Below are 23083 nucleotides of genomic sequence, written 5' to 3'. Positions count from 1 at the left end.
CGACGCTCGGGCGGCCTCTGGGAAGGATGAAAGATGTATGATTTCGAAGTAGAGCGCCCCGGCAGCGTGGCGGATGCGGTCAAGGCTTTGGGGCAGGAGGATGCGCAACCGCTGAGCGGCGGGCAGACGTTGATCCCCACGCTAAAGGCGCGGCTGGCGATGCCCTCAGTTCTGGTATCACTGGCGGGGATCGATGCGCTCAAAGGGGTTGAGATGCGCGATGGCGCGCTGTGGATCGGTGGCGGCACGACCCATGCCACGGTCATGCGCGAGGCGGCGGAGAGCTACCCGGCGCTCGCCAGCCTCGCCGCACGGATCGGCGACCCGGCGGTGCGCAACCGGGGCACGATTGGCGGATCGCTTGCCAATAACGACCCCTCTGCCTGCTACCCGGCGGGCGCTCTGGCCAGTGGCGCGACGATTGAGACCGACCGCCGCGAGATTGCCGCGGATGACTATTTCCAAGGCATGTTCACCACCGCGTTGGAGGAAGGGGAGATCGTCACCGGCGTCCGTTTCCCCATCCCTGAGGCCGCGCATTACGAGAAATTTATCCAGCCCGCCTCGCGCTTCCCGCTGGTCGCGGCCTATGTCGCGCGCCTCGGCGATGGGGTGCGCGTGGCGATCACGGGTGCGTCGAACGACGGTGTCTTCCGCTGGAGTGAAGCCGAAACTGCCCTGTCGGAACGGTTCGCGCCGGAAGCCTTGGAGGGGCTGACACTCGACGCGGGTGACATGATCAGCGATCTGCACGGCAGCGGCGCCTACCGCGCCCATCTGTGCGGCGTGATGACCCGCCGCGCCGTGGCCGCCATCGCCTGATAGCCGATAACAGCAGCGTAAACTTTTGCCGCGTCCTTATAGGGGGCGCGGTATTTTCATGGGGTAAGCTCTTGATATTGGATAGCGGAACCAGCGCCCCCATCATGCGTTGGGTGACAAGCGCTGCCCGAACGGCGTTCCCGTAATGATGAGGACGTGAACATGAAAAACCTACTGAGATCTACGACTTCGCTGGGTCTGAGCCTTGCCTTGGCTTTCCCGCATGGCGCCTTTGCGCAGGAGCAAAATCTGAATGAATGCGGCCCCGTGGGCGAAGCGACCGAATTCCCCTGCGCATTCGACGATCAGACGGTAGAAAGTGCCGAAGAGCTTCGTGTTATGGCCGGGCTGAGCGGTGAGGCCGAGGCGGAAGTCGAAGCGGAAGGTGAAGCAGAGGTCGAGGCCGAGGCAGAAACCGAAGCCGAGGCGGGTTCGCTGCTGGATCAGGCGACCGGCGCGGTTGAAGCGACGGGTGAGGCGGCCGCGCCTGCTGTGAACGACGTGACCGAACAGGCCGAAGAGGCCGCCGACGCAGCGGAAGCGCAGGCTGAAGCCGCAGCCGAGGCGGCAGAGGAAACCGCAAGCGAAGCGGAAGCGGAGGCCGCCGAGGCCGAAGCCGAAATGACCGCCGAGACTGAGAGCGAGGTCGAAGTCGACGAAGAGGTTGAGACCGAGGCGGAAGTTGAAGCCGAGCAGGATAGCGAAGCCGAGGTTGAAGAAGAAGCCGAGGTTGAAGAAGAAGCCGAGGCCGAGATTGCAGAAGACGTTGAGGCTGAGACCGCGCAGGACGTGGAAGCTGAAGCTGAAGCGACCGCCGAAGCTGATGCCGAGCTGACCTCCGAGTCCGATGCTGAGGTGACCGAGAACGTAGAAACCGACGAAAACGCCGAAGCTGCGGCAGATGCGGAAGCCAATGAGACTGCCGTCGAGACCTTGGAAGAAGCCGAGGCCGAAATGGAAGCCGAAACCAGCGGCGAAGCAGTCGGCGAGGAAGACAACGCCGGTCTGACCGAAGAGCAGATCCAAGCCCGTGAAGAGCGCCGCGAAGCCCGCCGTGCCGAACGCCGCGAAGAGCGCCGTGAGCAACGCCGCGCCGAGCGTGAAGCTGCCGCCGCCGCCGCTGCTGCTGCCGAAAGCGATGCGGACGCCGAAGTCGTGACCGAAGAAGTTACCGAAGAAGACGTGCGCAGTTCGGACGAAGACTTCGAGACCGAAGTGACTGCCGCAGGCGAAGCCGATGCCGCCGCCGCTGAGGACGACGACAGCGGGATGTCGGACTTCGAAAAAGCGCTGCTGCTCGGCCTCGGGGCCGTGGCTGTCGGCTCGGTTCTGAACAATGGTGAGAAGATCGTCAGCCGCTCCGGTGACCGTGTGGTCGTGCAGGACGACACTGGCGAGTTGCGCGTGCTGAAGGACGATAACGCTCTGCTTCGCCGCCCTGGTGACGAGGTGCAGACCCAGACCTTCGACGACGGCTCCACCCGGACCATCGTGACCAAAAGCGACGGAAGCCGGGTCGAGACCATCCGCTCGCGCGATGGCACCGTGCTGCGCCGGACGAACTTCGATGCGCAGGGCCGTGAATATGTGCTGGTAGATGACCTCGTGGAAGAGCGCGAAGTTGTCGTGAACGATCTGCCGCAGGTTCAGCAGACCCAGCAAGCACAGCGCGCCAGCACCCAAGACGAAGCCGCGCTGCGTCAGGCGCTGCAAGCTGAGATGCGCAACGATCAGGGGCGGACATTCTCCCTGCGTCAGGTGCGTGAAATCCGTGAGGTACGCTCCCTCGCGCCGGAGCTGGAACTCGATGCCGTACGCTTCCCCACCGGCTCTGCCGCGATCCAGCCGGAACAGGCCCGCGCACTGGCCAATATCGGTACCACACTGCGTGACCTGATTCGGAAGGACCCGCGCACCGTGATCCTTGTCGAAGGTCACACCGATGCGGTTGGCGATGCGAGCTATAACCTCGCCCTGTCGGACCGCCGTGCCGAAACCGTGGCGCTGGCGCTGACCGAGTACTTCGATGTGCCGCCCGCCAACCTGATCACGCAGGGCTATGGCGAGAGCCAGCTGCGCGTGCCGACCACGTCGGCGGAACCTGCGAACCGTCGTGCCGTGGTGCGCAACATTACAGGTCTGCTGCGCTAAGCAGACCAACACCCCAAACAGAAAACGCCCCCGGAGCGATCCGGGGGCGTTTTGCGTTATTGGATAGTGCATGTGTCAGTCGGGCCCGTTATGCGGACTCGATTGAGCCTGATCACTTGTTGGGCAGGGGCCCGATCACCATGACCATCTGGCGGCCTTCCATCTTGGGGAAGTTCTCCACCCGGCCGATCTCTTTGGTGTCGGCAGCGACGCGCTCCAAAAGCTCACGACCGAGGTTCTGGTGCGCCATCTCACGGCCACGGAACCGGAGGGTAACCTTCACCTTGTCGCCACCTTCAAGAAACTTGAAGACATTGCGCATCTTCACATCGTAGTCGTTCTTGTCCGTATTGGGACGGAACTTGACCTCTTTGATCTCGATGATCTTCTGTTTCTTGCGGGCTTCGCTCTCGCGCTTTTGCTGTTCATATTTGAACTTGCCGAAATCCATGATCTTGCACACGGGCGGCTTGGCATTGGGCGAAATTTCAACAAGGTCGAGGCCGGCGTCATCGGCCATTTCCATGGCACGCTGCGGCGAGACAACGCCGACGTTTTCGCCATCGGCACCGATCAGGCGGATTTCGGGGGCACGGATCTTGTCGTTGACGCGCGGGCCGGTGTCACGTTGGGGCGGCGCGTTATGAGGTCTGCGAGCGATGGTGATGGTCCTTTGATTGTTACCTAATTCCAGAATGCAAGGTAAACCCGCGTGGGGCCATCTTCAAGTCGCAAAATCACGCTATGCGTGGGGTTTGGGGCGATTTACCCTTGATCTGGGGCGATTGTAGCGCAATTCACGGCTATGCGGCTCCGGGGGAAATCTTTAACCTCGCGGGGCGTAGATTAAGGGGAATGGAATGAAGAATCTGGTCTGGTTGGTCGTGGCGGCGCTGATTGCGCTGGCGGGCTATATGCTTTTCACCGGCAAGGGGCCGCAGGAAGTGGCCATCGAAGCTTCCGAGGCGATCAATGCGCCCGAGGTGGCCGAAGATATGACCAACGCCGCTGAAGACGCCGCCGATGCAATCGCGGGCAGCGTGGATGCCGCCGGGGAGGCGATCAGCGATGCCGTGGATGACGCAACCGAGAGCGCCAATGACGCGGCGGAGCCTGCGGCGCAGAATTAAGCGGCTCCGCGCAATGCGGAAAAGCAGAGGCCGCGACCGGGGAACCGGGCGCGGCCTTTGCTTTGGTTTGATCCCTCTGGTGGGTTACTCGGCGGCGGGCTTCATCTGGAAACCTTCCTTAACCTGATCGGCAGGGGTCACCGGGTAGTCGCCAGAGAAGCAGGCGTCACAATACTGCGGGCAGTCGGCGTGGCGGCCTTCGGCTTCGCCCACCGCGCGGTAGAGACCGTCGAGCGAGATGAATTTGAGGCTGTCGACCTGCAAGTGGTCGCGCATCTCATCCTCGGACATGGTCGCCGCCAGCAGCTTTTCGCGCTGCGGGGTGTCGACGCCGTAGAAACAGGGCCAAGCCGTGGGGGGGGAGGCGATGCGGAAGTGCACCTCTTTCGCGCCCGCGTCGAGGATCATCTCTTTGATCTTGCGCGATGTCGTGCCGCGCACCACCGAGTCGTCGACCAAGATCACCCGCTTGCCCTTGATCAGCGCACGGTTGACGTTGAGCTTGAGGCGGACCCCCATATTGCGGATCTGCTCGGTCGGCTCGATGAAGGTCCGGCCCATGTATTGGTTGCGGATGATGCCCATGGCGTAGGGAATGCCGGATTCAAGGCTATAGCCAATCGCCGCCGGGGTGCCGCTGTCAGGCACGGGACAGACGAGATCGGCTTCCACGGGGCTTTCCTTGGCCAGTTCGCGGCCAATATTCTCACGCGTTTCATAGACCGAGCGACCGCCGAGAATGCTGTCGGGGCGGCTGAAGTAGACATGCTCAAAAATACAGAAACGCGAGGCGACACGGCGGAAGGGGAAATGGCTTTCGACCCCTTTCTCGGTGATCACCACCATCTCGCCCGGTTCGATCTCACGGACGAATTCCGCGCCGATGATGTCGAGCGCGCAGGTCTCCGAACTCAGCGCCCAGCCATCGCCGACACGGCCTAGCACGAGCGGGCGCACGCCCAGCGGATCGCGCACGCCGATCAGCTTGGTGCGCGTCATGGCAACGACAGAGAAGGCCCCCTCGACCCGGCGCAGCGCATCTTCCATCCGCTCGGGGATGTTTTGCTGCAAGGACCGGGCCATCAGGTGAATGATACACTCACTGTCGGATGAGGATTGGAAGATCGAGCCCCGCTCAATCAACTCACGGCGCAGGGCGTTGGCATTGGTGATATTGCCGTTATGGGCAATCGCGGCCCCGCCCATGGCGAACTCACCAAAGAAGGGCTGCACGTCGCGGATCGCGGTGGGGCCCTTGTTGCCAGAGGTCGAATAGCGGACGTGACCAATGGACAGCTCGCCGGGGAGCGTTTGCATCACATCCTGCGAGGTGAAGTTGTCGCGGACATAGCCAAAGCGGCGGGCCGATTGGAAACCGGCGGCGGGATCGTAGCTGACGATGCCGCCAGCCTCTTGTCCACGGTGCTGGAGGGCGTGCAGGCCAAGGGCCACGAAAGTGGCGGCATCGGCAACGCCAACCACGCCAAAGACGCCGCATTCCTCCTTCAGTTTATCCTCATCTCCGCTGTCGCGCAGATAGGAAGTGTCAAAGGGATGGGCGGGCGGCATGTGCTTGGACAACGGGGCAACTCCGAATCCGGGTGAGGTCGCTGCCTATGTAGGGGCTTCGTAAGCGGCTGTCACCCCGCATGTCGCCTGCGGGGGGCATGAGGCAGGATAAAGCGCCGCATTGCCCGCCGAGGAGGCGGCCCCCGTAACCTGCCAAGCCCAAACGCAAAACAGGCGGCCATTATGCTCTGGCCGCCTGTCTAAAAGGATTGTGTTAAGAGATTATGAAAGCCTTAGGCGCTACATTTGCCCACCAGCGCCTCATAGCGGTTGGTGATCCAGCCGAGCGCCTCTTGCGGGTCTTTTTCTTCGATCTGGCCGGTGAAGCGCGAGAATACGGCGGCGGAACGGCTGTTTTCCACCATGGTGGTCCGCTCACCGGTGATGACGGTGTCGTAGACGAAGAAGGCAATCGCCACCAAAAGCACGCCGCGCACGACGCCAAAGATGAAGCCGAGCCCTTGGTCCACGCCACCCAGCATCGAGCGGTGCACAAGCGAGGAGAAGAGCGGCGTGAAGAGCGAGACCACGATCAGTGCTGCGGCAAAGACCAGCGCAAAAGCACCAATCACCGACAGTTCGCAGCTATCGGCCAAGAATTCGCCCACATAGGGCAGTTCACGCACCAGCGGCTCGACCTGCGGCGCAAAGAGAAAGGCCAGCACAGCCGCTGCAATCCAGCCGACAATCGCCATCAACTCGCGCACCAGCCCGCGGCCATAGGCCAGCAATGCCGATAGCACGATGACAACCGCGACCACCCCGTCAATAATGGTAAAACCGTCCATGCGCGTTCTCGCCCTCGTCTAAGGGGGGATCAGCCCGCCCCGAAAATTTCGCCAACAAATCCGGTCAGATCGCTCATCGTATTCAGCGCAATTCCGGTCACACCCACAGCCTTGCCGCCGCGCGGTGCAATAGCGCTCGTAAAACCAAGTTTTTGCGCCTCTTTCAACCTGTTTTCCGTCTGGCTGGCGGGGCGCAGCGCACCGGAGAGGCTAATCTCTCCGAAAACAACGGTTTCGGCGGGCAGGGCCGCGTCTTCCCGCGCCGAGAGGATCGCGGCGGCCACGGCGAGATCGGCGGCGGGTTCGGAGATCTTCATCCCGCCCGCCACATTGAGGTAGACATCCAGCCCCGCGAAAGGAATTCCGCACCGCGCTTCCAATACCGCGAGGATCATCGCCAGACGCCCCGAATCCCAGCCCACCACCGTCCGGCGCGCTTGGGAATGGGGCGAGGGGGCCACGAGCGCCTGAAGTTCGACCAAGACAGGCCGGGTGCCTTCGATGCCCGCAAAGACGACCGAACCGGGAGAGGGTTGTCCGCGTTCCGACAAGAACAGCGCCGAGGGGTTGATCACCTCTGACAGACCGCCCCCCGTCATTTCGAAAACGCCGATCTCATCCGCCGGGCCGAAGCGGTTTTTCACGGCGCGCAGGATACGGAACTGGTGGCCACGCTCGCCTTCGAAATAGAGCACGGTGTCGACCATATGCTCCACCACGCGGGGGCCAGCGATCTGGCCTTCCTTGGTGACATGGCCCACGAGGATCACCGCGACCCCGCGGCGTTTGGCGAAACTGGTCAACTCATGCGCCGCGGCGCGGACCTGACTGACCGATCCGGGCGCGCTTTCGACGTTGTCGGCCCACATGGTTTGGATCGAGTCGATGATGGCAAGCTGCGGGCGCTCGGCCTCAAGCGTGGTCAGGATGTCGCGCAGATTGGTTTCCGCCGCGAGTTTCACCGGCGCTTCGGAAAGGCTAAGACGCTGCGCGCGCATGCGGACCTGCGCGCTGGCTTCTTCGCCGCTGACATAGATCGTCTTGAGGCCGGAGTTGGCGAAATGCGCGGCGGCTTGCAGCAGAAGGGTCGATTTCCCGATGCCGGGATCGCCGCCCACGAGGATCGCCGAGGCGGGCACCAGCCCGCCGCCCAACACGCGGTCCAACTCCGCAATGCCCGACTGTGCGCGCGGGGGCGGGGTTTCTTGTGTGGCAAGATCGGTGAGTTCAATGGCAGAGCCGCGCCTTGCGCCCAAGGATTTGCTGGGCGGGCCTGCGGAGATGCCCTTGTCTTCGACGATGGAATTCCACGCGCCGCAGGCGTCGCAGCGCCCGGACCATTTGGAATGTTTCGCGCCGCATTCGGCACAGGAAAAACTGGAGGAGGATTTGGCCATGGGCCCTTTTCGCGCAGGTGCCCGATGGCGTCAAAGGAAAAGCATCCGGCCCTTGGGTGATGATCCCGGGGGGGAACCCAATGGGCCGGATGCCGCCGCTGGCATTACTCAGCGGCTTTGGGCGGCAGGTCGATCACGATATTGTCGAGCGATGTCGTCTCAGGCTTGCGCTCGGGTGTTTCGGTCTGGACCACACGTTCAAGGCCAAGCTCAGGCATAATCTCACGCATCTCTTCACGCAGACGCTCAAGCTGAGCCACGGCGACGCTTTCTTCGAGTTCGACTTCGTGCAGCCAATGTTTCATCTCGGTCGAGATCGCTTTGGCTTGATCGAGACGACTATTGAAAAGCTCGACCTCTTCTTGACGCTGCTTGAGGAAGCTGCGGGCGCGGGCCAGTTTCTCATCCGAATAGACTTCGGCCAGATCGCGGGCCACGTGGCTCATCTGAGCGGCCATTTCCAGCACGGCAGGCTCCAGCGTGGCGAGGTCGGGATGATCGCGCAGATAGGCCAGACGTTCGCGCACCGAATCGAATTCCGAGCTCATCTGAAAGGTTTCGGCCCGGTCGGCGGCGTGCACGGCGGCATAGGCGCGGGCCACGTCCTGCATGCCGACATTGAATTGGCGGTGCGAGGTCTCAAGCTGCATGACACGGCGGTTAGTGGGCAGGAAAAAGCACAGGCCCACAGCAAGGACGGTCAGCGCCAGTTGGGCGTACATCCCGGCGTTTTCGACAGGCTCACCGGCGTATTGCAGATCAAGGCTGATCCAATCCCAAAGGCCGAGCGCCGCCATGATGCTGGCACCGGTAAGGGCAAGGGCCGCGAGGGCGAAAACCACCACCGCAAGCCGTTGAAAGGCGAATTGAACGAGGTAGGCAAAGGAACGAAGCTGGGACATACTTTCTCCCCCCTGGAAGAGCTACTAAGCAAGTTTCTGCCGACCAACGCCTCCTTATCCTTCTTTGTTCCCATTCCCTGTGGGATTATGCTGAGGATTTAACCTAGTTTTGCCGAGATTATGGCACAACCGCAGGTTTTTCGGAAGTTATTTGCGCCTGCGCCGTGCAATTCGTGATCGGCAGCGCAGGGCAGGGGCGAGGCGTACCGTGGGGGAACGCCAGTGAGTCGCGCAGCGACTCTCTCGGCGGCGTGCTGCGATGCGGGGGAAAATCGCCGACCTAACCGGCGTAGTTTCGCGCATATCTTGCGCCCAAAGAGGTGAGCACCTCATAGCCGATCGTGCCCGCCCAATCCGCCAAATCATCAACGCCTTGGCTTTGCCCCAGCAGTTGCAAGGTCGCGGGCACCTCGTCCAATGCAGAGACATCCACCGTGATCAGGTCCATTGAGACGCGCCCGAGGATGGGTAGGGTAACACCCTCATGCTGGAAACAGGCGGTGCCGGTCGCATTGCCCATCGCGCGCAGAAGGCCGTCGGCGTAGCCCGCGGCCACGGTGGCGAGCGTCACGGTGCTCTCCGCCGTCCAGGTGTTGCCATAGCCCACAGTTTCCCCGGGGGTGACGCTGCGGGTCTGGATCACTGGCACGTCGAGGGTGACCACGGGCCGCGCCTCTGTGAATGGGCGCCCGCCGTAAAGACCGATGCCGGGCCGGGTGACGTCGAAATGATACTCCGGCCCCAGCAGAATGCCCCCCGTGGCGGAGAGCGAGCGCGGCACCTCGACCCCTTGGGTCATGTCGCGGAAACTGTGCAGTTGCGCGTCGTTCATCTCGTGATCCGGCGCGTCCGAGCAGGCCAGATGCGACATGATGAGCGTGGGGTTCTGGCTCAGCGCGATGTCGCGCAGGGCTGCCCATTCCGCAGGCTCCATCCCCAGCCGGTTCATCCCGCTGTCGAGTTGGATGCCGAAAGCATGGCCGGGCAGGGCCTCAAACTGGCGCAGCAGCTGCTCTGTCGAGTTGATCATCGGCGTCAGCGCGGCACCGGCAATCGCCTCTGCATCGCCCGGCATATGCCCGGAAAAGACATTGATCACCGGGCCTTCGCCCAAGGCTTGGCGCAGGGCCACCCCCTCTTCGGTCAGGGCCACGAAGAACTGCCGCGCCCCGGCCTCGGCCAATGTCTTGGCCACACGGGCGGCGCCCAGCCCATAGCTGTCGGCTTTGACCACGGCGGCGGTCTCGGCCTTTGTCATACGGTCGAGGGCGCGCCAGTTGTCGGCGATGGCTTGTAGGTCGATGGTCAGGGTCGCTTTGCTCATGCGCGGATGTGGGCCGGAATGAGGGGGGAGGTCAAGCGGCCAAGGGCACCTAACGTCATGCGCGACAGGCAGGCGGGGGATTTGTTACAGTTTTGCCTACCGGATGCGCAGGATGGGGAGGTCAGACGGATGTCACGGATCAAGATCATGTTCGGCCATGCGGGCGTGTCGCTCATGGCGCTGGCCGCTGTGGTGGCTTTCGTTGCCATGCTCTGGGGGGCGCCGCTGTGGTCTTGGGCGCTGGTGCCGCTGGGGGTCGCGGCGCAGATGCTTAATGAGTATAACCTGCACCGACATGTCTTTCACCTTGCCCCGCCGAAGCGGCAGTGGGCCTTTGATCTGCTGTACCGCGCGCATTACGGGCACCATGACTTCCCGACCAATCACGGGCTGTTTTTCGTGCCGGTCTGGGTCGCGCTGCCGATGCTCGTGGGGAATTTCCTTCTGGTCTGGGGCATCGCGGCGCTTTTGGGGGTCGAGGCGAGCATCTGGATCGCCACGGCGATCGTGCCTCTGGGCGGGGTGCTGACCTTTCTGGGCTATGAGTGGTTTCACATGACGGCGCATCTGACGGTGCCGAAAACTGCGGTGGAGCGGCATGTCACCCGGCTGCACAATCAGCATCACTTTCGCGACTTCAACAAGTGGTTCCACGTCAGCCCGGGCGGAGAAATCATCGACCGGGCCATGGGCACCGATATCGACACCGAGTCTTTGAAACAGCAGCAGCGCATCGCCTTTATCCGCACCTTGGGGATGCAGCCCGATGACCCGAGGTTGCTGGCCGCCCGCGCGCGGTACGCTGGGAAATACGGGCTGAGCGAGGCCGAAGTGGCCCGGGCCGCGCGGGGGTAGATGTGAAACTTCCGTAACGTTACCCGAAGGGCGCTTGCCTGTCCCCGTGGCGCGGGTAGGCTTGGCCCAATTCAAGGGAGGACGAACCATGCACCGACATATGACCACCACAGCCTTGCTTGCCGCGGGCCTTACCGCTGGCGCGGCGCAGGCGGAGAACCGGATCGACCGGCAATTGCCGAATGCGCCCGAGCTTGCGGCCTATGGCGATCATGCCGTGGGGGTGCGCACGCTGGAGATGGTCAACCCCGACCAGATCGACATCCTCGCCATCGACCCCGCCGCCGACAAGCCCGAGGAGATGCCGCGCTATGACCGGCCGCTCACGGTTGAGATGTATTATCCCGCCGCCGAGGGGGCGGAGGGCGAGACCTCCTTCAAGGCTTATCTCCGCGACGGCACCACCGAGGTCACGCTCGAGGGACAGGCCATGCGCGACGTCGATCCGGCGGAGGGCGAGACCTTTCCGCTCGTGCTGATCAGCCATGGCTATCCGGGCAACCGTTACCTCATGTCGCATCTGGCAGAGAACCTCGCCTCTAAAGGCTATGTCGTGGCCTCGATCGACCATACCGACAGCACCTACCGCACGCAGGCGGCCTTTGGCTCGACGCTGGTGAACCGCTCGCTGGACCAGCTTTTCGTGCTAGAGCAGATGGCGCAGAAGGCCGCGGAGGGCGGTGATTTCGCGGGGCTCTATGACGCCGAGAACACCGGTCTGATCGGCTATTCCATGGGCGGCTACGGCGCGATCATCACCGCCGGGGGCGGGGTGACGGAGGCATCGGTTGGCTATACATGGGGCGGTCCGCATGGAACGCTGGGCATTCATCAGGCGGGCTCCGAGACGCATGACGCGCTGCCCGATCCGCGTATCAAGACCGCCGTGGCCTTCGGCCCCTGGGGCATGAACCGCGGCTTTTGGGATGCCGAGGGGCTGGCGGGGGTGCAGATCCCAATGCTCTTCATCGCAGGCTCGCAGGATGATGTCTCGCTCTACGAGAACGGCATCCGAGCGATCTGGGAGAACACCTCGAACGTGGACCGCGCGCTGTTGACCTACATGAACGCGGGCCATAACGCGGGCGCGCCCATGCCGGCGCCGGAGGAGGCCTATTACTTCAGCGAGGACAAGGGCTTCAACATTTCCGAGCATTACACGGACGCGGTCTGGGACACAGCGCGGATGAACAATATCGCGCAGCATTTCGTGACCGCGTGGATGGACAGTCATTTGAAGGGTGAGGAGGCGAAGGCTGCGTATCTCGATCTGGTAGAGAACTCGAACGACGGCGTCTGGTCGGTCGAGGAGGATGGGACCGAGAAGGAGGACCACAGCTATTGGAAGGGTTTTCCGGAGGGGACCGCGAAGGGGCTGATGTATGAGGAGAAATCGGCGGCTGAGTGAAACGCGTGGCCCGGTAGCGTTGCCGGGCCCTTTTGCCACCGGGCCCGGAATCAGGCCGCAGGCGCCGGGCCATAGCCTGCTTGGCGAAAGGGGGGCTACTAGGTGAAGTTCGGCATGGCGTTCCTTAAGACCGATCATGGCGGCAAAAGCACCAGTCGAGGTTGCCACGCAGCCCGGAATCAAGCCGCAGGCGCCGGGCCATCGCCTGCCCGCCCGGACGGGTAGGCGATTTGGCTAGGCTGGGTGAGACCTCGCGGCACGCACATCATAGTTGAAAGATAAAGTGGTACCGAACTTTTGTTGCATCGCCCACCCGCGGGCAGGCGATGGCCCTAGGTTCTTTAAAATCGTTCCTCAGGGAAAACGGAAGGCTCTCCCCTCAAAACTCCTGATCGTCCCCGCCGCCCTGCTGCCAAGGCTGCACGAGGTTGCCGAAGCGGGTGAACTTGCCCTCGAAGCTGAGGTCCACCGTGCCAATGGGCCCGTGACGCTGTTTGCCGATCACCACCTCGGCGCGGCCGTGCAGACGCTCCATCTCTTCCTGCCAGACCGCCATCTTGTCGAGCTCGTGATCGCCCGGCTTCTCGCGTTCCTTGTAGTATTCCTCGCGGTACACGAACATCACCACGTCGGCGTCCTGTTCGATCGAGCCGGATTCCCGAAGGTCCGAGAGCTGCGGGCGTTTATCGTCGCGGCTTTCCACCTGACGCGAGAGCTGCGACAGGGCGATCACCGGGATGTCGAGTTCCTTGGCGATGGCCTTGAGGCCCATGGTGATCTCGGAAATCTCGTTCACCCGGTTCTCGGATTTGCCGGTGCCGCGCACGAGCTGGAGGTAGTCGATGATCAGCACGTCGAGGCCGTGGGTCCGCTTCAAGCGCCGCGCGCGGGCGGCAAGCTGGCTGATCGGCAGGGCGGGCGTGTCGTCGATGAAGAGCGGGCAGGCCTCGAGCGCCTTGGCGGCATCGACGAAACGGCGGAACTCTGCCTCGGTCATGTCGCCCGAGCGGATCTGGTGGCTGGGGATCTCGGCGGCTTCCGAGAGAATCCGCGATGCAAGCTGTTCGGCGCTCATCTCGAGGCTGTAGAAGCCCACGACGCCGCCGTCGATAGCACCCTCGGTGCCGTCGGGCTTCATCCCGCGCTTGTAAGCCTTGGCCACGTTGAAGGCGATGTTGGTGGCAAGCGAGGTCTTACCCATCGAAGGGCGCCCGGCGAGGATCAGAAGGTCAGAGCGGTGCAACCCGCCCAGTTTCTTGTCCATGTCGATCAAACCGGTGGAGACGCCGGAAAGGCCGCCATCCCGCTGGTAGGCGGCATTTGCCACGTTCACCGCGTCGGTGACGGCCTTCAGGAAGGACTGGAAGCCGCTTTCGACTTGGCCCTGTTCGGCCAGCTTGTAAAGCTCCTGCTCGGCCTCAACGATCTGCTCGCGCGGCTCGGAGGAGACATCGACCTGTGCGGCCTTGGCCGAGATGTCGCGGCCCAGCTGAATCAGATCCCGGCGCACGGCGAGGTCATAGATCATCTGCGCGTAGTCACGCACGGCGAAGGCGCTGATCGCTGCACCGGCGAGACGGGCCAGATAGGCCGGGCCGCCCAGCTCCTTCAGCCCCTCGTCGTCTTCCATGAAGGCCTTGAGCGTGACCGGGGAGGCAAGGTTGTTCTTGGCGATCCGCTGGGCCGCGATGTCGAAGATGCGGGCGTGGACCGGCTCGTAGAAGTGCTTGGGCCCGATGACCGAGGCGACACGGTCGTAGACGTCATTGTTAGTCAGGATCGCGCCCAAAAGCTGCTGTTCGGCCTCGATCGAATGCGGCATCGATTCCGGTGCCTGCACGGCCAATTGGTTCGCGTTCAGCGATGTAATCTCGTTCATGACCTCACCCATTTCTACCCAGATGGACCTCATAGCCAGTGGGTGCGTCCGGCGCAAATTGTATCTTTTGTGGATATCTTTACCGACAAAAGGCCCCACCACATTTTGCCTTGTGGTGGGGCCTTCGGTCAACATCTTGCGAAAATTCGGTTAACTTTTGCGGGATTCCTGCCAATCGCGCGGGGCGTTCAGGAAGGCTTCGACCTCCGTCAGCGTGGCGGCGTCAAAAGCCCCTTGGGCGCGGGCCTCGGCTAGCACGTCCCACCAGGTACAGAGCGCGTGGAGCGTAACGCCATGGTCGCCAAGGGTCTTTTCGGTCTGGGGGAAGATGCCGTAGTGGAAGATCACCGCCGTATGGGCGCAGGTCGCCCCGGTTTCGCGAATCGCGTCGACGAAGCTGAGTTTCGAGCCGCCATCGGTGGTCAGGTCTTCGACCAGCAGCACGCGTTGGCCCGGCGTCATCTCACCTTCGATCCGCGCGTTGCGACCGTAGCCCTTGGGCTTCTTGCGGACATAGGTCATCGGCAGGGCCATGCGTTCGGCGACCATGGCGGCAAAGGGGATGCCCGCCGTCTCGCCCCCGGCGATATTGTCGAAGGCCTCAAAGCCCGCGTCGCGCATGACGGTGACGGCGAGGAAATCCATCAGCGTGGACCGGATGCGCGGGTGGGAGATCAGCTTGCGGCAGTCGATATAGGTGGGCGACGGCAGGCCAGAGGCCAGCGTGAAGGGCTCCTCCGCGTTGAAATGCACCGCGCCGATCTCCAGCAGCATGCGTGCGGTGAGGCGGGCCATTTCTTGGGGGCTTGGGTGGCTGGTGGGGATCATGGCAGGCGTCCTTGGGTGGGGAGAGGTCGGAGCGGTATTTAAGAAAGGATGAAGATCAGGTGGTCCAGTGCAGATCGAAACCGGGGTCGAAGACCGTGACCGGGCCGTCGGGCGTGTCGATGCTGTCGGGGTGTTGGGGCGCTTCCCGGCGTAGGGTGATCTGTGTCTCGTTTGGCGGCAGGCCGTAGAAGGCGGGGCCATTGAGCGAGGTGAAGGCTTCGAGCTTGTCGAGCGCGCCGTCTTCTTCGAACACCTGAGCGAGGATCGCCATCGTGTTGGGCGCGGTGAAACAGCCCGCGCAGCCGCAGGGTTGCAGCTTGGCGCCATCGGTATGGGGCGCGCTGTCGGTGCCGAGGAAGAAGCGCGGATCGCCAGAGGTGGCCGCTTGGCGCAGGGCGCGGCGGTGGGTCTCGCGTTTGGCGACTGGCAGGCAGTAATAATGCGGGCGGATGCCACCGGCGAGGATGTGGTTGCGGTTGATCACGAGGTGGTGCGTGGTGATCGTGGCGGCAAGACCGCTGTCGTTGCTGCGGACGTAGTCGGCGGCCTCGGCGGTGGTGATATGTTCCATGATCACGCGCAGCGCGGGGTGGGCGCGGCGGATCGGGTCGAGCACACGGTCGATGAAGACGGCCTCGCGGTCGAAGATGTCGACCTCGCTGTCGGTGACCTCGCCATGGGTGCAAAGGGGCAGGCCGATTTCGGCCATCCGGTCGAGCACCGGCGCGACATTGTCGAAGTTCGACACGCCGCTGGCGGAGTTGGTGGTGGCGCCTGCGGGGTAGAGTTTGACGGCGTGGATCAGCCCCTCGGCATGGGCGAGGGCGACATCGTCGGGGTCCGTCTCCTCGGTCAGGTAGAGGGTCATCAGGGGCGTGAAATCCGCGCCCTCGGGCAGGGCGGCCATGATCCGGTCGCGGTAGGCAGCAGCCTGGGCGCCTGTCACCACAGGGGGCACGAGATTGGGCATGATGATGGCGCGGGCAAAGTCGCGGGCGCTGTGCTGGACCACGGCGCGCAGCATGTCGCCGTCGCGCAGGTGCAGGTGCCAGTCATCGGGACGGCGGATCGTGAGGCTTTGTGTCATGGGCGCGGGGCTAGCACAGAGCGGGGCCGCGCGCCAGATTGAAAACCTATCCGGTGGCGGTCGCGGCCTCGGCCACGCGGGCCTTGCGTCTGGCGCGGATGCGTTCGAGGCGGCGGGCAAAGCGGGGGGCTTTCATCCGGGCCGAGACATTGGCGCAGAGCGCTTCGAGCAGCAGTTCGCGCCCTTGGGTGTTGATCGCTTGGCTGAGGTTGCGCAGATAGGGCAGGTAATCGCGCCGCGCGCGGTAGAGGGCGGCGAAGCGGGTTGCGTCCAACGTGCCCTCGGCGGCGGCTTGCAACAGCGGGTCGAGCTGGTCGATCTCAAGCAGGTCGGTTTGCAGCGCATCGCCCATGAAGGGCATCCGCAATTTGGTGACATTGGCACGGGTGAAGAGCGCCGCATGCATCGCGTCGAGCCTCTCGCGCGGGTCATAGAGGACGAAGACCCGTTCGGCGGCGTCGAGCATATCGGGCGCATAGCCATAGCGCGACGTGAAATCGAGGATGCGCATATCGGCGAAACGCTCATCCCATTCGGTGATGCGCGGGTTCAGCGTGGCCTGCGGTTGGATCGCCACCACTGCCGCGCCGGGCGCGGCCACGGAATAGGCGGCGGCAGCATAGGCGCAGGGGCCCGCGCCGTAGAAGAGCACTTGATCGAATTCGTCGAAGAAGCCGTCGTCAATCAGCCGGTCGAAATAGGCATAGACCTCTTCGGCGCGGAACCATGTGTCACCGTCGCTGGCAAGGCACAGATGCGACCAGTCGTGATTGCGCACCATGTCCCAGCCCAAGGGCTGCGCCTTGTCAGAGAGCGCATGCATGCCTTGGTAGGTCTCGAAGGTGACGAGCAGGGTCGTCTCACGCTCGATGAAGGCGGAGAAGTGGCTTTTGCCCAGAGATTGGAAATAGCCGTCTTCTTCGGCGACGGCCTCAATCGCGCGCAGCCATTTGCGTTTGGGCATATCGGCCAGTGAGCTTTCGATCGTGGGCGTCTCGCGCGGCATCGGGCATCCTCGGGCTTGTCGGGGCGGGGCAGAACCGCCGTTTCAGCTGGGTGTAGCCGGATATTAGGGCGAAAATGCGGAAAATCCGTGAGAAATTGAAGAGAATGTGACGGTTTTCCGGGGGCGCGGTTGTCGAAGGCGCGTTACCACCTACGGCGGAAAGCCACGACTTTGTTGTGCGAGCCGCGGTGATAATAGGCCATGCCCGCCTGCATGAAGGCGGCGAAGACCTTGTTGACGCCATCGGGGCCGATCCATTGCGGGTGCAATTCGATGATCGCGGCGCGGAGGGTGTCGAGGGGCAGGGTGGGAATGAGATCGACCTCGGCCCCTTCGATGTCGCAGATCAATACGCTTGGGGTGAGATCGGCAAAGACTTTAGCCGCGTCGAGCACGTCGATCTGATGGGGCTCAGGCGGGTCTTCGTCTTTGAAACGGGTCAGGGAAGACGACAGGATGCGGTCGCGCACATAGAAATCCGCCTTGCCGGGGGCGGGGCCGAGGATCGCGTTGGTGACATGGGCGTTGGACAGCCCGTTGGCCGCGTGGACCCGCCGGACATAGGGGATGAGGTTGGGGTTCGCCTCAAAGCTATGGACTGAGGCGACATTGCGTTTGCTGGCCACCAGCGTCGACATATAGCCAACCCCGCCGCCCAGTTCGATCACCCTGTCGCCTTCGCGGACGACGCGCAGCGCAGCCTCACTCTCCTTGGCTTCATAGGCGTTCTGTCGCAGCAGCTTGCGGATCCGCCCGCGCAGGATCGCCGGATCGTCGGGAAACTTCATGCCGCGGGAGTGGATGAAATTGGGTTCAGACGGGGGCGCGGCCTGTGTCACGGCTCAGCTTTCCATATCGAGGGCAAGGGCATAGGCGGCCCGCTCTGTCGCGGTTAACTTGATGTTAAGCGCTTGGCGGTAGAGATCGCGGAACTCCGGTGTCTGGCGCAGGTCTTCGGCCTTGGCGCGGTGCCAGTCGAGGCCCGCTTGGTGATGTTTGCGGAGTTGGGCGTCGGCGAGGAGGTGGTCCATCTCGGCGCGCAGACGGGGCAAATTGCGCTGGATCGACAGGTCGCGGTGGTCATTCCAGTCCATCCGGATCCAATAGTTGATCCCGATGGAGCGGTCGACGTGAAGGGCGCGCCCGCGCTGGCGTTTGATGAGGAAGGAGTCGGCTGACCGGAGGGCATAATGGTTCAACTGTAGCAGATCATAGCCGACGTTGCTGCGCGAGGACCGCCAGCCATTGCGCAGCGCATCACGTGTCATGCCGTGGCCCGCACCGTTGACCCATTTGACCTCGGATACCGCGGCCTCGTCCAATTTGTTTGGTCGATGGCAGGACAGTCTGCCATAGGCGCCGAGGTTGCGGAACATCGTTTTGAACCCCCATGCGGTATGGGGTTTGGGGCAAAAGCTCGGCGCGCAGTGGTTGAATTGGTCGATCACGGGGGCCTCCGACAGGGCGGTCACGCCGTTGTGGCCGAAGAGGCGCCACGTCATCGCGATATTCGTGGCCTCGGGGGCGGCGGCGAAGAAGTTTTCGAGCCTGCCGTTGCCGGTGCGGATGTTGACGAATTCGTCCACATCGATATGCGCGATCCATTCCGCTTGGCGGACGAGCGGTTCCTCCAGCGCTTGGTTCAGCGCGTGTTGTTGGGGGGAGTTGCCTTTCCAATCGTCGTTGTTGCGGTGCTGGAGAATGCCCATGTCTTGCAGGCGCCCCAGAACGGCATCGGTGCCGTCGCTGCAATCATTGGTGTAGATCAGGAAGTTATCGAAGCCCACGGCGCGGTGATAGGCGACCCATTCGACGATATAGGGCGCTTCGTTTTTCATGCAGGCGACGATGACATTGCCGCTGTTGCCGGGCGGCAATGCGCGCGGGGGCACGGCGGTATAGGCGGGCGCGGGCTCGTCTTCGCCCGCAGGGGCCGCGCCGTTGTGGGGGCGGAAGGGGCCGCGCAGAATGGTTTCGTGGTTGACCTTTAGCCGGGTGAGGAGCCGATCATTGGCCGCGCGCGTCTCTTCGGGGGCGTCGGGATCGTGCAACAGCGCCTCGAACCTCGCGGCAGAGCGGCGGGCCTCCTCGGCATCTGCGCGTTTTTGCGCGAGCGGGGTCGCGGTGCTGCGGATGCGGTGGGCGAAGGCGGCGAGGTATTGGGTGGCGCGAAAGCCGAACTGGGGGTCGGCTTCTTGCCACGGAGCCTCGGGCGCGTCGGGGGTAAGCGCCTGATCCAGCGTGGGAAAACGGGCGATGAGTGCGGCGTTGTCGCGGGCGAAATGGTCGGAGATCACGGCGAGGCTTCCGGGTTTGATCACGGGGCCGCCGATTTGCAGCGCCTGCAACATCTGGCTCCATGTGCTGCGCGGGCAGGCGAGGTCATGGGCCTGTTGATAGCGGATCAGAACATCGTTGAACTGCCGCATCCGCGTCAGCCAAGGCGCGGGCAGGGCCGCGAGGGCGCGCCCGGGATCGACCGGGCCGAGGGGCGTGGAAAGGCCCAAGCTCTCGGTGATCTCCGTGGCCCCGGACTTGGACATAAGATGGGGCAGGTCAAGCGGGCGAAACGTAATTTTCTCTGCGCCGAAGGCGGCGGCCCAATGGGCGTGCAGCGCTTGATAATCGAGCCAAAAGGGCGGGGCTTGCACCTCGGGGAAAAGGCCGAAATCCGGGGCGGTCTCTCTCTGAGCAAGCGCGCCATGCCACCAGTCGTCGCGCTCGGCCAAGGCCAATTCCTGCGTCAGCGGATGACGGCGGCTTTCGGCCACGGCAAAGCCGTAATGTGCGACCAGCGTCCGCGCCTGTTCATCCAGATGCGCGACCACGCGGATGTCGTCGAAATAGGGGCGCAGCAGATCGTGTAGGGCGCGCAGCTCCTCGGGCCGGGACAGCAGATTGCCCAGTTGCGCCGCGCTCAGCACCACATGATCGGCGCGGGTCGCGGCCAGCTCATGGGGGATCAGCGCGTGAAATTCATCGCGCAGGGTCGTGCCGATCAGGGGGCTGTCCAAGCCGCGGCGGTGCCGTAGCAGACCCACCGCTTCCGGGGCGGCGCAAGCGGCATAGAGGCGGACGTGGTTCCAGTCAGCGGCGAGAACCCCCTCCTTGAGCAACGCGTTCTTTTGCTGTTGCAGGATGTTGCGCAGCCGGGCGGCAGCGCGTTCGGTCGGACCGATGAAGAGGGTCAGCCGCATCACCCGGCCTCCGCCTTGCCGGTGTTGCTTTGGCCCCACCACGGCAAGTCGATCTCAAGATAATCCGCGATCTTGTCGCGCGCCTCGGGGTCTTCGATGTCGAACTCCAGAAAGTTGGCACAACCGGCGAAGACGCGGCGGCAGAAGGCGAAATGTCCTTCGATCCACCGGGCAAGCTCGGCCTCGTCGCGGCCAAAGCCGCGGGGCAGCCCCGGCACATCGGCCTGCGGCAAGCGTCGGCGGCCCAGATTATTCCAACGCATCATGCTGTTGGCCGTCTTGGCCGGATCACGGTGCGAAAGCAGAAACTTGACCTCGGGGTGGTGGTGCTGGATGGCGCTCAGCACACCCCAATCGGTCTGCGGCCAAAGGCTGCGGTCATGGCGCACGGCGCTCATCTCATTGATCACGTCGAACTCATGCAGCCGCGCCAGCGGGTCGCCACTGGCAAAGAAATCGGCATAGATGATCCGCCCTACATGCGCGCCGGTGATCTCGGGCGAGTTGCTTTGGCCCTTGCGAATGCGCCAATCCGCGACCTTGAGCCCGGCGTGGCGCAGCGCATCCGTGAGCGTGGTGGTGCCGGTCTTGGGCAGGCCGAGGTTGACGATCCGCGGCCCCGTCATGTGAGGCCGATCTCGGCGCGGATCCGCGCCTCGGCGGCGCAGAACGGGCTGGCTGCGCGCAGTTGCGCCTGCATCGCGCGGTAGCTCGGATCGGTCAGCAGCGCGTCGCGGCGGGCGCGGTGGGCGGCCACGGAGGCGGCATGCAGATCGGCGACGCCGGGCAGCGCTTTCAGGCGGTCGATTTCTTCATTCAAGGCGGGCAGGTAGCGCTGAATCGAGCGATCCTCCCAAGCTGCATCGTTCCGGTCGCGCCAATAGCTGTCATCAAAAGCGCGGTGTTCGCGGTTCACGTCGCCACGGTCGTTCTTGACGAGATAGCTGTCGAGCGAGCGCAGCGCGTAGTGGTTCAGCGTGGCAAAGCGCCGTGCGCCGCGAGCGGGAAAGGCGCGGATGCGGCGTTTGGTGGCGGCACTGCGGAAGGGCTTAGGCACCTGTCGGCCTGCGCCATCGGTCCAATGCGGCTGGTGCTTCGTGTCGTCGTGGAAGGGCCGGTGCGCCCCGTAGTAGCCCAAGGGAAAGTCTTTCCGAACCAAGGTCTTAACCTCAATCGCCGTATCGGCGCACCAAATGTCGGGGTTATGGCTATGGGTGAATTGCCCGATGACGGGGGCGTCGGCAAAATCCTCGACCCCGCCATTGGCGAAGAACTGGAAATGCAGCGAAACGGCCTGCGGGTTGTTGCAGGCCGTGATCAGGGCGGGCAGTCGGTGGTCGCCGACATGAATGTTCAGAAACTCATCCACATCGGCGATCCAGACCCAATCGGCCTGCGTGACGATGGGGTGACGCCGCGCATCCTTGAGCGCCTGCATCTGGTAGTTCCGATTGGTGGCCGGGTTGGGCAGATGGGTGACGAGACCGTGGCGGGCAAGCGCGTCGAGCAGCGCATCGGTGCCATCGCTGCAATCGTTGGAGTAAAATAGGAAATCCGTGACCCCGATCACCCGGTTGAAGGCGATCCATTCCAGCAAAAACGGGCCTTCGTTCTTGACGCAGGTGACAGCGGTGATGCGCATGTCAGACCCCGCCGCGCCGGATCGCGATGATAATGCTCTGTCCCATATCCGCCCCTGTGGCCCCCTTGTTGCCGGAAGCCGTCGTTTATTGCGTGGGACTATGCCAGCGCGGGGAAATCCCGTCAATCTGCCGCCGCGCGGTCTGCCCTCTTGACGGGGCGGGGCGAGGATGCACCACTGGGGCCATGAAAAACATTGATACGATCGACGCGGTCCAAGAGATGCTGAGCGCTGAGGGCTATGTCTGCGACCGCGCGCTTGGGGTCGTGGTGTTCCTCAGCCTCACATTAGGGCGGCCCCTGTTTCTGGAAGGCGAGGCGGGCGTCGGCAAGACCGAGATCGCCAAGGCGCTGGCTGCCGGTCTGGGGCGGCGGTTGATCCGGTTGCAATGCTATGAGGGGCTCGACGCCTCCAGCGTGGTTTACGAATGGAATTTTCCCGCTCAGATGGTGGCGATCCGCACGGCGGAGGCAGGCGGCGGCGCTGACCGGCGCGCACTGACGCAGGAGTTGTTCAGTGACGACTACCTGATCGAACGCCCGCTGTTGCAGGCGCTGCGCCCGGATGAGAACGGCGCCCCGGTGCTGCTGATCGACGAGTTGGACCGCACCGATGCGCCTTTCGAGGCGTTCTTGCTGGAGGCGTTGAGCGATTTTCAGGTGACCATCCCCGAGCTTGGCACGATCCGCGCGCCCGAGCCGCCAATCGTGATCCTGACCTCGAACCGCACGCGTGAGGTGCATGACGCGCTGAAACGCCGCTGTCTTTACCACTGGGTCGATTACCCGGATGTCTCGCGCGAGATGGCGATCCTTGCGGCTCGCGCGCCTGAGGCGGCAGAGGCGCTTAGCCGCGAGGTGGTGGCCTTTGTCCAGCAATTGCGGACCGAGGATCTGTTCAAGAAGCCGGGCGTGGCGGAGACGATTGACTGGGCGAAATGCCTGCTGGCTTTGGATGTCACAACGCTCAGCCCCGAGGTTATCGCCGATACGCTAGGGGCCGTGCTGAAGTATCAAGATGACATCGCCAAGCTGCAAGGCTCCGAGGCGGCGCGCATTCTCGACCAGGCCCGCGCATCGCTGGCGCCTGCCTGAACCG

The 23083-nt window shown here is 63.5% G+C and carries 20 protein-coding genes; 6 read left to right on the top strand and 14 right to left on the bottom strand.

The window, feature by feature from the left end:
• Positions 1-33: 33 nt before the first annotated feature.
• Together ACGYK2_RS02230 and ACGYK2_RS02225 are read left to right on the top strand one after the other, a co-directional pair.
• The gene (locus ACGYK2_RS02230; protein WP_271687101.1) at positions 34-822 is read left to right on the top strand and encodes a xanthine dehydrogenase family protein subunit M; all 789 of its coding nucleotides are present in this window, start codon (positions 34-36) and stop codon (positions 820-822) included.
• Between the two features lie 162 nt (positions 823-984).
• Positions 985-2973: an OmpA family protein gene (locus ACGYK2_RS02225; protein ID WP_394374188.1), complete on the top strand. Its 1989-nt coding sequence runs from the start codon at positions 985-987 to the stop codon at positions 2971-2973.
• Positions 2974-3085: 112 nt separating this feature from the next.
• Here the strand turns inward: ACGYK2_RS02225 and infC are convergent, their stop codons facing one another.
• The gene (infC, locus tag ACGYK2_RS02220) at positions 3086-3634 is read right to left on the bottom strand and encodes a translation initiation factor IF-3 (protein ID WP_209217843.1); all 549 of its coding nucleotides are present in this window, start codon (positions 3632-3634) and stop codon (positions 3086-3088) included.
• Positions 3635-3833: 199 nt separating this feature from the next.
• Here infC and ACGYK2_RS02215 point away from each other — a divergent pair, with 199 nt between their 5' ends.
• Positions 3834-4103, top strand: coding sequence for a hypothetical protein (locus ACGYK2_RS02215; RefSeq protein ID WP_271687103.1), 270 nt, complete (start codon positions 3834-3836; stop codon positions 4101-4103).
• Between the two features lie 84 nt (positions 4104-4187).
• Here ACGYK2_RS02215 and purF read toward each other — a convergent pair whose 3' ends face one another.
• From purF to alr, 5 genes are all read right to left on the bottom strand, one after another.
• On the bottom strand, positions 4188-5672 hold the full coding sequence (gene purF, locus ACGYK2_RS02210) for an amidophosphoribosyltransferase (protein ID WP_271689959.1): 1485 nt from the start codon (positions 5670-5672) through the stop codon (positions 4188-4190).
• A gap of 233 nt (positions 5673-5905) precedes the next feature.
• Positions 5906-6460, bottom strand: coding sequence for a CvpA family protein (locus ACGYK2_RS02205; RefSeq protein WP_067268241.1), 555 nt, complete (start codon positions 6458-6460; stop codon positions 5906-5908).
• A gap of 29 nt (positions 6461-6489) precedes the next feature.
• Complete coding sequence (radA, locus tag ACGYK2_RS02200; RefSeq protein ID WP_271687104.1) at positions 6490-7857, bottom strand: DNA repair protein RadA; 1368 nt, start codon at positions 7855-7857, stop codon at positions 6490-6492.
• Positions 7858-7961: 104 nt separating this feature from the next.
• Positions 7962-8759, bottom strand: a complete 798-nt coding sequence (locus tag ACGYK2_RS02195; RefSeq protein ID WP_271687105.1) for a DNA repair protein — start codon at positions 8757-8759, stop codon at positions 7962-7964.
• 280 nt (positions 8760-9039) lie between these two features.
• Positions 9040-10083 carry an alanine racemase gene (gene alr, locus ACGYK2_RS02190; RefSeq protein ID WP_271687106.1) on the bottom strand — a complete coding sequence of 348 codons (1044 nt, stop codon included), beginning with the start codon at positions 10081-10083 and terminating at the stop codon, positions 9040-9042.
• Between the two features lie 129 nt (positions 10084-10212).
• Between alr and ACGYK2_RS02185 the strand changes: the two genes are divergently transcribed.
• On the top strand, positions 10213-10938 hold the full coding sequence (locus tag ACGYK2_RS02185) for a sterol desaturase family protein (RefSeq protein WP_271687107.1): 726 nt from the start codon (positions 10213-10215) through the stop codon (positions 10936-10938).
• A gap of 100 nt (positions 10939-11038) precedes the next feature.
• The gene (locus ACGYK2_RS02180) at positions 11039-12346 is read left to right on the top strand and encodes a dienelactone hydrolase (RefSeq protein ID WP_271689960.1); all 1308 of its coding nucleotides are present in this window, start codon (positions 11039-11041) and stop codon (positions 12344-12346) included.
• A 379-nt stretch (positions 12347-12725) separates the two neighbouring features.
• Here the strand turns inward: ACGYK2_RS02180 and ACGYK2_RS02175 are convergent, their stop codons facing one another.
• The 8 genes from ACGYK2_RS02175 to ACGYK2_RS02140 form a co-directional block, all read right to left on the bottom strand.
• Positions 12726-14225, bottom strand: coding sequence for a replicative DNA helicase (locus ACGYK2_RS02175; RefSeq protein ID WP_067268251.1), 1500 nt, complete (start codon positions 14223-14225; stop codon positions 12726-12728).
• 150 nt (positions 14226-14375) lie between these two features.
• Complete coding sequence (locus ACGYK2_RS02170) at positions 14376-15053, bottom strand: orotate phosphoribosyltransferase (RefSeq protein ID WP_067268253.1); 678 nt, start codon at positions 15051-15053, stop codon at positions 14376-14378.
• A 55-nt stretch (positions 15054-15108) separates the two neighbouring features.
• Positions 15109-16140, bottom strand: a complete 1032-nt coding sequence (pyrC, locus tag ACGYK2_RS02165) for a dihydroorotase (protein WP_271687109.1) — start codon at positions 16138-16140, stop codon at positions 15109-15111.
• A gap of 46 nt (positions 16141-16186) precedes the next feature.
• A complete protein-coding gene (locus ACGYK2_RS02160) occupies positions 16187-17146 on the bottom strand; it encodes a phosphoadenosine phosphosulfate reductase (protein ID WP_271687110.1) in 960 nt (319 codons plus the stop codon).
• A gap of 143 nt (positions 17147-17289) precedes the next feature.
• Positions 17290-17985 (bottom strand): FkbM family methyltransferase, encoded by a 696-nt coding sequence (locus ACGYK2_RS02155; protein WP_331618811.1) that lies wholly within the window; start codon positions 17983-17985, stop codon positions 17290-17292.
• A 3-nt stretch (positions 17986-17988) separates the two neighbouring features.
• Positions 17989-20343: a glycosyltransferase family 2 protein gene (locus ACGYK2_RS02150; RefSeq protein ID WP_271687111.1), complete on the bottom strand. Its 2355-nt coding sequence runs from the start codon at positions 20341-20343 to the stop codon at positions 17989-17991.
• Positions 20343-20969, bottom strand: a complete 627-nt coding sequence (locus ACGYK2_RS02145; protein WP_271687112.1) for a sulfotransferase — start codon at positions 20967-20969, stop codon at positions 20343-20345. The genes ACGYK2_RS02150 and ACGYK2_RS02145 overlap by 1 nt, the downstream gene beginning before the upstream one ends.
• Positions 20966-21985: a glycosyltransferase family 2 protein gene (locus ACGYK2_RS02140; RefSeq protein ID WP_276154417.1), complete on the bottom strand. Its 1020-nt coding sequence runs from the start codon at positions 21983-21985 to the stop codon at positions 20966-20968. The genes ACGYK2_RS02145 and ACGYK2_RS02140 overlap by 4 nt, the downstream gene beginning before the upstream one ends.
• Positions 21986-22170: 185 nt before the next feature.
• Here ACGYK2_RS02140 and ACGYK2_RS02135 point away from each other — a divergent pair, with 185 nt between their 5' ends.
• Positions 22171-23079 carry a MoxR family ATPase gene (locus ACGYK2_RS02135; protein ID WP_271687114.1) on the top strand — a complete coding sequence of 303 codons (909 nt, stop codon included), beginning with the start codon at positions 22171-22173 and terminating at the stop codon, positions 23077-23079.
• The last annotated feature ends 4 nt before the right edge of the window (positions 23080-23083 follow it).

Origin of the sequence: Sulfitobacter sp. 1A10359, from assembly GCF_043558145.1 — a bacterium.
In the GTDB taxonomy this organism is placed as follows: domain Bacteria; phylum Pseudomonadota; class Alphaproteobacteria; order Rhodobacterales; family Rhodobacteraceae; genus Sulfitobacter; species Sulfitobacter faviae.
Note: the sequence above shows the minus strand (reverse complement) of the source record. Positions and strands in the feature narration are given on the sequence as shown.

Bases quoted from the DNA above. Each gene is read 5' to 3' on its own strand.
- ACGYK2_RS02230 (WP_271687101.1), top strand. From the start codon at position 34: ATGTATGATTTCGAAGTAGAGCGCCCCGGCAGCGTGGCGGATGCGGTC.
- ACGYK2_RS02145 (WP_271687112.1), bottom strand. From the start codon at position 20,969: ATGACGGGGCCGCGGATCGTCAACCTCGGCCTGCCCAAGACCGGCACC.
- ACGYK2_RS02150 (WP_271687111.1), bottom strand. From the start codon at position 20,343: ATGCGGCTGACCCTCTTCATCGGTCCGACCGAACGCGCTGCCGCCCGG.
- ACGYK2_RS02135 (WP_271687114.1), top strand. From the start codon at position 22,171: ATGAAAAACATTGATACGATCGACGCGGTCCAAGAGATGCTGAGCGCT.
- ACGYK2_RS02170 (WP_067268253.1), bottom strand. From the start codon at position 15,053: ATGATCCCCACCAGCCACCCAAGCCCCCAAGAAATGGCCCGCCTCACC.
- ACGYK2_RS02175 (WP_067268251.1), bottom strand. From the start codon at position 14,225: ATGAACGAGATTACATCGCTGAACGCGAACCAATTGGCCGTGCAGGCA.
- purF (WP_271689959.1), bottom strand. From the start codon at position 5,672: ATGCCGCCCGCCCATCCCTTTGACACTTCCTATCTGCGCGACAGCGGA.
- ACGYK2_RS02180 (WP_271689960.1), top strand. From the start codon at position 11,039: ATGACCACCACAGCCTTGCTTGCCGCGGGCCTTACCGCTGGCGCGGCG.
- ACGYK2_RS02215 (WP_271687103.1), top strand. From the start codon at position 3,834: ATGAAGAATCTGGTCTGGTTGGTCGTGGCGGCGCTGATTGCGCTGGCG.
- alr (WP_271687106.1), bottom strand. From the start codon at position 10,083: ATGAGCAAAGCGACCCTGACCATCGACCTACAAGCCATCGCCGACAAC.
- radA (WP_271687104.1), bottom strand. From the start codon at position 7,857: ATGGCCAAATCCTCCTCCAGTTTTTCCTGTGCCGAATGCGGCGCGAAA.
- pyrC (WP_271687109.1), bottom strand. From the start codon at position 16,140: ATGACACAAAGCCTCACGATCCGCCGTCCCGATGACTGGCACCTGCAC.
- ACGYK2_RS02140 (WP_276154417.1), bottom strand. From the start codon at position 21,985: ATGCGCATCACCGCTGTCACCTGCGTCAAGAACGAAGGCCCGTTTTTG.
- ACGYK2_RS02160 (WP_271687110.1), bottom strand. From the start codon at position 17,146: ATGCCGCGCGAGACGCCCACGATCGAAAGCTCACTGGCCGATATGCCC.
- ACGYK2_RS02195 (WP_271687105.1), bottom strand. From the start codon at position 8,759: ATGTCCCAGCTTCGTTCCTTTGCCTACCTCGTTCAATTCGCCTTTCAA.
- ACGYK2_RS02225 (WP_394374188.1), top strand. From the start codon at position 985: ATGAAAAACCTACTGAGATCTACGACTTCGCTGGGTCTGAGCCTTGCC.
- ACGYK2_RS02185 (WP_271687107.1), top strand. From the start codon at position 10,213: ATGTCACGGATCAAGATCATGTTCGGCCATGCGGGCGTGTCGCTCATG.
- ACGYK2_RS02205 (WP_067268241.1), bottom strand. From the start codon at position 6,460: ATGGACGGTTTTACCATTATTGACGGGGTGGTCGCGGTTGTCATCGTG.